Source organism: uncultured Campylobacter sp. (assembly GCF_937997535.1).
Classification (GTDB): Bacteria; Campylobacterota; Campylobacteria; order Campylobacterales; family Campylobacteraceae; genus Campylobacter_B.
In genome coordinates this window covers 1-6,170 of record NZ_CALKTT010000095.1, presented here as the reverse complement: position 1 = coordinate 6,170, position 6,170 = coordinate 1, and the positions used below count along the sequence as shown (strand labels likewise).

Below are 6,170 nucleotides of genomic sequence, written 5' to 3'. Positions count from 1 at the left end.
AAATTTTGGGCTTTTTGGTGCAAAATTTCGGCCTTCGCCTAATCAGCGGCGACGCACAGGCGGATCTGAAATACTTCCTGGGCGAATAAATTTTATAGCGAGGCAAATCGGGTAAATTTTGAATTCGGCAAAACTTCGATTTTAAATTTACCCTTTATACGCCGCTTTTAGCGAAACTAGCTGATTCACGGCTATTTTGCGCCGACGTTCATATTTAAATTTCACGACTATACCGTCCGTCTTAATTTAAATTTTAAAATTCCATAATCTCGCCAAATGCTTCTAAAAATTTAATTAAGTGCTTTTTTACACATTCAAATTCCAATCGTCTTTGCTATTACAATCCTTCTTTTTCTGTGTAAGTATTTATCTTATCCGTATCGCTGCCGCTCATAGTAACCGCTATAGTGTAGCCGTCTTGATGCTTGGTACCTCATAAAATTTTCCGTATCGTCTCATTTTTAGTTATCAGATATTATAATTTAGTGCCATTAAAATTTTAAATAAATATAGTATTTTCATAGGATTTTTAATCGGAATTTAAATACGGATTTTAATCTAAATTTTGAGAATACTTTATGAATGCACAGCTTGTGGGAATAAAATTTTAAGCAGATTTCGTGCAAAATTTCAAAATGCAGCTCAAGCTCACAAGCGGATAAATTCGCTGTAGCCTTGCGTTTATAATTCCGTGCTAGTGATAAATTTCGCATCTTTACTTCGGTGCAAATTTTAAAATTCTATGCAGGAGATAAAATTATAAGTCCGTGCAATGTATGAATTCTAAAATTTCACATCGCCTATAAAATTCCATCCCCCCACACGACACATAAATTTTGAAAATTTTAAAATTCCACGCCGCAGATGAAATTTAGGAATTTCCTTTTGCGGTAAAATTTTAAAGCTCTACCATAAACCCGCTGTCCGCGCGGCGAGTTCCAAATCCGTCTAGAACTTAGATTTTCCTCACCAGCTCGGGAATTATTGCCTCAAAATCCACTCCCTCGTAGTCCTTACGCTCCTCGTCGCTCATCGTCTCTTTGATCGTGCTGACGACGAAGTCCGCAGCGATGCGAACCGCCGTTTCCAGCGACTTGCCGCGCATTATCGCGCCGAAAGCTACGGCTGCGAAAATATCGCCGGTGCCGTTAAATTTAACCGGCAGTAGCTCGTGAAAATACTCGTTCGTTCTGCCCGTGCGCGCATCGTAGCTGAAAACCCCGCACTGATCGGCGATGTAGCCGATGCCCTTTAAAATAACCTGTCTAGCGCCCAGCTCTCTAAGGCGCGCAAGCAGATCCATGATAAAATCCCTATCTGCATCCTCTCGGTACGGCACCCCGGTGATCGCGCAGGCCTCGGTGATATTTGGCGTGATGATGTCGGCCTGGGCGCACAGAAGCGCCATCATGCGGGCAAAGTCCCCGTTAAAGCCCGGATAAAACACGCCGTTATCGCCCATACATGGATCGACCAAAATGGTCTTGTCTGCGCCGCCGAAGCTCGCAAATAGCTCGCTCATAATCTCGATCTGTGCCGCCGAGCCCAAAAAGCCCGTATAGATGCCGTCAAACACCACTCCGCGGTCTTTCCAATGCGCCATGATCGCGCGTATTTGAGAGCTTAGATCGCAAAAGGTGTAGCCCGCAAAGCCCGTATGCATCGATAAAACCGCCGTAGGGATCACGCTCGTGCTCATCCCCATCGCGCTAAGTATCGGCAATGCGACGGTCAGCGAAACCTTACCCACGCAGGATATATCTTGAACGGTAAGAACTTTTTTCATCACAATTCCTAAAATTTTTGACTCTATTTTACCGCTATTTATATTAAAAAGGCGAATTTAAATAAAATTTACTCTACGAATAGCCTAAATTTATAATATTTTTGGCGTTTTTCCGCTAAATTTTAAGCTGGGTTTGCCGAAAATTCGGCTTATAAATTTAAAAAGGCAAAAAATGATAACCGCAAAAGCTCTTTACGCATCCGCTCGCCTTAGATCGCTACCTCTTAGCGTCTCGGGCGTGTTGCTCGGCAGCGGCGCGGCATACGGCGCAGGCGTATTTAGAGCCGATATTTTCGCGCTGGCGCTGCTTACGACGCTGCTATTTCAGGTGCTAAGCGACTACGCCAACGACTACGGCGACGCGGTAAAGGGCACCGATGACGATGGCAGGCTGGGGCCGCGCCGCGCGATCCAAACGGGACAGATGAGCGCGGAGCAGATGAAGCGCGTCATCGTCGCTACGGCGCTACTTTCAGCGCTTTGCAGCCTCGCGCTGAGCGTTTTGGCATTTGGCGAGCGGTTTTATCTCGTGCTACTGTTTTTGGCGCTGGGCGGCGCATCGATATATGCCGCGATCCGCTACACCGTGGGCGCCGGAGCATACGGATACCTGGGGCTTGGCGACGTTTTCGTGTTTTTGTTTTTTGGGCTTTTGAGCGTGCTGGGCTCGTATTTTTTATACGCGCGATCGCTTGATACGGCGCTGCTGCTGCCTGCGTGCGCGTGCGGTATGCTAAGCACGGCCGTGCTAAATCTAAACAATATGCGCGACATCCAAAACGACGCGCTCAAAGGCAAGCGCACGATCCCCGTTCGTATCGGGCTGCGTGCGGCTAAGCGCTACCACTACGCGCTGATCGCGGGCGGAGCAGGGCTAATGCTCTGTTACTCGCTTTTACGCGGCGAGCCGGGCGTAAAACTACTCTACGTAATTAGCTTTGTGCCGCTTATTAGGCACCTATTTTTTGTCTTAAAAGTGCGGGAGTGTCGCGACTTCGACGGGCAACTGAAGGTTGTCGCGCTATGCACGTTTGCGATGTCGGCGCTGTTTTTTATCGGAGAAATTTTGAGCTAAATTAGGCGCGCCGATGAAATTATACGGCGGCATCGCGGCAAAATTCTCTCGCGCGCAGGAAACACTCCACGCGAGAGCCCTCCCAATCTGAGATAAATCCATTTGCGCGCGGCAAGGCACTCTGCGACAAGCTAGCTCAATAAGAACGTTCGCAGCACCCGTCCGTCCGCCTAATGCGCAACGCGATAAAGCTCAAAAAAAACTACAAAACCGCCGCGAAATCTCCGCACAAATCGCGCTGTTTCGTACCATAAAACCTATCGGGAGCTATTTTAGATCTATGCAAGCTGCCGCGTCATTGCTTTAATTACTTGTCATTGACGGCATACTGCCCGCTTTTGCGTCAAATTTTAAAAACAAGCGTCACTTTTGCAAAAGTCCCGCGTTTTCGACGTGGGCGGTTTTACGCTTATTGCGCGGCGGTAGAATTTGGCCCATTAGAGCAAAATCTATACTTGCGGCTGCGTTGTATGAGCGTATACATGACACTTTTAGCGCGCCAGACCTCGCATCCGCCGCGTCAAACTTCATCTTTACGGCGCAAATCACGTCACGCGGCGGTAGTTTGACTGCAAATGCTGCTCGAGCGCTCCCCTTGCGCCATAACGGCGCTAAAATTTACTAAATTTCACGCACTGCCCTGCCACCTAATGCCAAACCTACGCAAGCGGCTCAGCTTTAATTTACTCGCTTTGGATGCGCGCCGTCTTGCGCCAAAATTGGTGCTGCAAACCTTGAATTTTATTAATTATATGAAACTGCCCAGTGGGTGTGTAGAATTTGGCCGTAGATTAAAATAAAGCGACCCCGGGACGCGTTGCCGAGGCCGCTAAATTTTAAAATTTTACTTCTCAAACGCCTTTTCTAGGCTAAACGGAAACGCCTGATAGCCCATCGCGTTGGTCATTTTGATTTCGATTGACGGCTCTTTTGCGCCCCATTCAAACTCGTTGATGTGAGGGCTAGGTACGCCGACCGGGCGACCCTTGGCGATGTCAAACTGCATGCCCGCAACCGCTGAGTAAACCATCACGCTATCAAGGTCGTCTTGATACTGCGCTAGCGAAGTAACCGAGCTGTACCACTCGCTGCCGCGCTGTTTGCCGTACTCCCAAACTTGCTCGACGGTTTTAGCTTTTTCGTCGATTTTATAGACGACTGCGCGGGAGTATTTCATACCCGCCATCGCAGGCTGCTCCATGCCGCGAGTGTCGCCGTTGTCAAAAACGGTTAGATATACGACGCCCTTTTTGGACTTGCTATCGATGCGAAATGCCGTGTGTTGCGTCCACTGCCAGTCAAATCCACCCTTCTCGCTCTCATATCCCGGGCATTTTGAGTATTCGTCCTCGCAGACGATCTTTTTGCCGTCTTTATCTACGGGCTGAAGCAAATAGCCCTTAAACTGATCCTTCCAGCCTTTGTGCGCGCCCATTATCCATTTCACTTTTTTGTCGCGACCGATCTTTATGACGGCGTCTTGGTGGCGGCTGGAGATGATGATGCTATCGTCGCTTGGATCATAATCCACGCTATTTACGTGCGCCCAGTTGCGTCCAGGGCCCGAACCCACGATGTCGCCCCATTTTTCGTTCGTATCCATCGCGGCTAGCTCGTCCGTGCTCGCGGTGTGGCCCGCCTTGCTAGCGTCGATATTTAGGCACACCGCGCCTTGATCGAGCGTTTTTAACACGATGTCGCGATACGGATCTAAAATTTCATACAGCCTAAAATCATCCACGACGTTGCCGTCTCTATCGACCTCGACGATGACGTCTCGGACCGTGCGGACGTTTTTACCGTCGGCTCGTTTATAGTTGGCGTTTGCCGCGCGGAGGAAATAATGCCCGTTTTGCGCCACGTCCATAGAGTGCGAGAAGTCATTGTAGCTCGCAGGTAGCTCGCGGTTAAAAATTTCGCGACCCATTATGTCGTATTTGGCGTATCTTTGGCCGTATCCCCACGTCATCGCGCCGTCGTCGTTTTGCTTAAAGCCCATCATGACGCCCGCGGAAAAAGGCTGCTTGAGGTCGTAAATTTTACTCGGCTCCAGGTACCAGCGCACTTCGCCTTTGGTGTCTAGGATGAAGTTATTGGGGCTGTAGTTCCACTCGATCGCGCCGCCTGCGGGGTTGTTCCACACGACTTTGGTGCCTTTGCCGGTTTTATTTACGAAGTTATTTACATAGTAGAGGCGGTTTGCAAATTTCGCGCTCGGAGCCTTCACGACCTCGATCTTATCAAACAGCGCGCCCTTTTGAGACGGCATGCCCGAGCTCTCCAAGTAGATCGCGGGAGCGTAAATTTTATAGGTTTCTTTTACGTGCTCGGTTTGGCCCTTATAAATTTTATCGTACTCGACCTCCACGGTATTTTGATAGTCGGGATAGAGCCCGAAAACTGGAATTCCGCCGTGCGTGCGAAGGTGCTTGTCGGCGACTTTATAGCTGATAACCTGACCGTCCGGTTTTGGCACGATAGTGACTTTCGCATTTGCTAGCGTGTAGCCGCCGTTTTTGATGACCGCCGTTAGAGGCGCGGTATCGTACGGGTTTACGACCACTTCGCCGATCTTGCCCGGGATGCCGTAGTCGATGTGCGCGCCGCTAGGTCCGCCGATAGCTAGAGCGGCCGTGCTTAGACCGCCTAAAAGCGCCGCAGCCAGTGCAAATGAGGAAAGAATTCGCTTCATCTTATTCTCCTTTGAATTGATTTGATACCGTAATTTTAATCAACCTCGCTAACGTAGAAATCACACGTTTATTAAAACTTGCTTAATTATAAAAAATAATTTCAAATTTTGGCTTTTGTGCCAAAATTTAGTCGAAATTTTATAAATTTAATCTAAAATTTATCTTAGCGTGAGTTTTGCGGCGGCGAGAAGATATAAAATTAACGAAAACAAAATCATTTTAAGGAGCATTCCATGAACCTACTTTCTAAATTTAGCAAAGGCTTTTTAGCCGTAGCGATGTTTGGCGCCCTTAGCGCGTCCGCGTTTACCGAGGGCGAAGACTACGTAAAGCTGCAAAAGCCGCTGCCCGTGGAGCAAAACACGCTAGTTAAGGTCTTTAGCTACGCTTGCCCGTTTTGCTACAAATACGACAAAACTGTCACGCCGAAGGTCGTAGAAAAGGTCGCGGGGCTAAAATACGTGCCGTTTCATCTAAAAACCAAGGGCGAATACGGCGAGGTCGCAAGTAAAATTTTTGCTGTTTTGGCCGTGATGGACGAGGAAAAGGGCGTGAGCTTGTTAGATGAAAACTCGCTGTTTAAAAAGGCGAAATTTGCCTACTACAAGGCCTATCA

Annotated in this window: 3 protein-coding genes and 1 pseudogene; 2 read left to right on the top strand and 2 right to left on the bottom strand. The window is 48.4% G+C overall.

Going from position 1 to position 6,170, the window contains the following annotated elements; genetic code table 11:
* Window positions 1-955 precede the first annotated feature (955 nt).
* Window positions 956-1,786, bottom strand: a complete 831-nt coding sequence (locus Q0117_RS09370; protein WP_297925039.1) for a pyridoxamine kinase — start codon at window positions 1,784-1,786, stop codon at window positions 956-958.
* A gap of 172 nt (window positions 1,787-1,958) precedes the next feature.
* Between Q0117_RS09370 and menA the strand changes: the two genes are divergently transcribed.
* Complete coding sequence (menA, locus tag Q0117_RS09365; protein ID WP_297925030.1) at window positions 1,959-2,861, top strand: 1,4-dihydroxy-2-naphthoate octaprenyltransferase; 903 nt, start codon at window positions 1,959-1,961, stop codon at window positions 2,859-2,861.
* An 844-nt stretch (window positions 2,862-3,705) separates the two neighbouring features.
* On the opposite strand, the gene Q0117_RS09360 is transcribed toward menA, so the two are convergent.
* Complete coding sequence (locus Q0117_RS09360; protein WP_297925017.1) at window positions 3,706-5,553, bottom strand: aryl-sulfate sulfotransferase; 1,848 nt, start codon at window positions 5,551-5,553, stop codon at window positions 3,706-3,708.
* Window positions 5,554-5,787: 234 nt separating this feature from the next.
* Here Q0117_RS09360 and Q0117_RS09355 point away from each other — a divergent pair.
* Window positions 5,788-6,170: pseudogene (locus Q0117_RS09355) on the top strand (thiol:disulfide interchange protein); the annotation flags it as partial.